Annotated in this window: 2 protein-coding genes; both read right to left on the bottom strand. The window is 69.6% G+C overall.

Annotated features, from left to right (window positions below; genetic code table 11):
• Positions 1–444: 444 nt before the first annotated feature.
• Positions 445–1,557: an alkene reductase gene (locus tag ACWC09_RS52555; protein WP_450859413.1), complete on the bottom strand. Its 1,113-nt coding sequence runs from the start codon at positions 1,555–1,557 to the stop codon at positions 445–447.
• A 500-nt stretch (positions 1,558–2,057) separates the two neighbouring features.
• The coding region (locus tag ACWC09_RS52550) for an aldehyde dehydrogenase family protein (RefSeq protein WP_450859415.1) at positions 2,058–2,231 on the bottom strand (174 nt) is incomplete at its 5' end.

Here is a 2,231-nt window from a genome sequence, read left to right as displayed (position 1 = left end):
GCGGGTCATCGGTGCCATAGCGATGCGGTTGGCGAGCGTCTTGCCGCTCAGGTCGATCGGGTCGAACGCGGTGGTCATGGCAGCTTCCTTCGAAGTATGGGTCGGGTGAAAGAGACAGGCGGCAGCACGTTCCCTGCGAGGTGGCGGGGAACTGGTGATCGGCAAGGCCAGGGGTGCCGCCGCCGGAAAACAGTCGTAGGCGTCAGCTGTGGCCGAAGGCCGCCGCGGTGGCCACGCACGAGAGCGATGTGCTCGCCGAGGTCACCGAACGCGGGCTGCTGACCAGGAACTTGCGGACCGTCAGCGCCCTGGCGGACCCGACGGTCCTCGAGCCGGTGATCGCCGGTGTGACCGAGGGCTCAAAGGGGCGGGCACTGTGTCGCCGGCCGGGCGCCTGTCCATGGGTGAGCGGGGCTGCCGCATGGACAGGCGTGACCGTGGGCCTCAAGCGGCTTCGAGGAAGGGGTAGTCGGTGTAGCCTTCCGCGCCCGGCCCGTAGAACAGTTCCGGCCGCGGCTCGTTCTCCGGGTGGCCACCCTGCCAGCGCTCGACCAGGTCGGGGTTGGCGATGAGAGCCCGGCCCACGGCCACGGCGTCGGCGTGGCCGGCCTCGATCTGCTGGAGCGCCTGCTCGCGGGTGGTCTGCCCCCCGAAGGGGCCGTTGTTGACGATCAGCTTGCCGTCGAAGCGGCGCCGCAGCTCCTGTACGAGGTCGCCGCCCGGCTCGGTGTGCAGTACGGAGAGGTAGGCCAGGCCCAGCGGGCGCAGTTGGTCCGTCAGGGTGCCGTAGGTGGCCAGGACGTCGTCCCGGTCGGTCTCGAAGACGTCCCCGAGGTCGACCTCCGGCGAGATCCGCAGTCCGACCCGCTCGGCACCGACGGCCTGGGCGACCGCCGTGACTACCTCGACGACGAAGCGGGCGCGGTTCTGCGGCGAGCCGCCGTATTCATCGGTGCGCTGATTGGCCGCCGGGGAGAGGAACTCCTGGAGCAGGTAGCCGTTGGCGCCGTGGATTTCCACGCCGTCCGCTCCCGCCTCGATGGCCCGGCGGGCCGCGGCGACGAAGTCCTCCAGGGCTGCCCGGATCTCTGCGGTGGTCATCGCTTCCGGTACGGGGTAGGGCTGCTCGCCCCTCTCGGTGAACGTCTTGTTGTTGATGGCGATCGCGCTGGGGGCGAGGATGCGGCGGCCGCCGTTGATGTCGGGGTGGGTGCCGCGGCCGGCGTGCATGATCTGCAGGACGATGCGGCCGCCCTCGGCGTGCACCGCCTCGAACACCCGCTGCCAGCCGGCCCCCTGCTCGTCGGTGGCGATGCCCGGCTCACCGACATACCCCTGCGACGCGTGGTCGGGGTAGGTGCCCTCGGTGATGATCATTCCGGCGCTCGCCCGCTGCCGGTAGTACTCGACCATCAGGTCCCCGGGAATGCCGGAGGAGCCAGCCCGGACCCGGGTCAGCGGTGCCATAACGATGCGGTTGGCGAGCTCGATCTTCCCGAGAGAGACGGGGGAGAAAAGCGACGGAACGGGCGAAGATTCTGAAATGTTGACAGTCATGGGTTTCTTTCTTTCTGCAATACGGAGGAGAACGGGATGAAGGCCTGCGACGCAGGGGGTCCACGCTGTCCCGGCGGAAGCGCGGATGCGGCCCTCGGGCAGGCGCGGGCCCGCTGACGGCGACGCGGTTCCACCACTTCGATCGGGGTGTGGGCGGCGAACACGCTGAGAGCCGCAGGCCGTCGGCGTCGGCGTCGACGCCGGTCAAGCGCAACTGACCGCCGCAGTAGGGGCGTTCGCTCCTTGCGCATGATCGGTAGTCAGCCAGGTGACGACGTCACGGGTGCCGCCGCCGGAGTCGGTACGGATCGGTGTCTGCAGGCCGCGCAGCGACCGACTCCCTCGACGCGCCCCCGCGAAGGACCGATACACGACTTCACCTGGAACGCGCTTGCGGCAGTGGCGGGAACAGCGATCTCAGCGCTCCTCATCCTCACCGGCCTGAGGCACTTCCGCCGGCCGATCGCCCATCGGACAGCCTGCTCCGCGAAAGCGCGGGTCTAGTTGAGCGGCACGTCCGCGACGGCCTTGAGGTGGCTGAACGTCTCGAGGGAGTACCGGCCGTGGTACCGGCCCATGCCGCTTTCGCCGACGCCGCCGAAAGGCAGGCCGGTCATGAGCAGCTGTATCACCGGCTGGCCCCAGGCGACGCCGCCGGAGGACGTCTCGTTCAC

It is taken from the genome of Streptomyces sp. NPDC001617 (assembly GCF_053596855.1).
Note: the sequence above shows the minus strand (reverse complement) of the source record. Positions and strands in the feature narration are given on the sequence as shown.

Bases quoted from the DNA above. Each gene is read 5' to 3' on its own strand.
- ACWC09_RS52555 (WP_450859413.1), bottom strand. From the start codon at position 1,557: ATGACTGTCAACATTTCAGAATCTTCGCCCGTTCCGTCGCTTTTCTCC.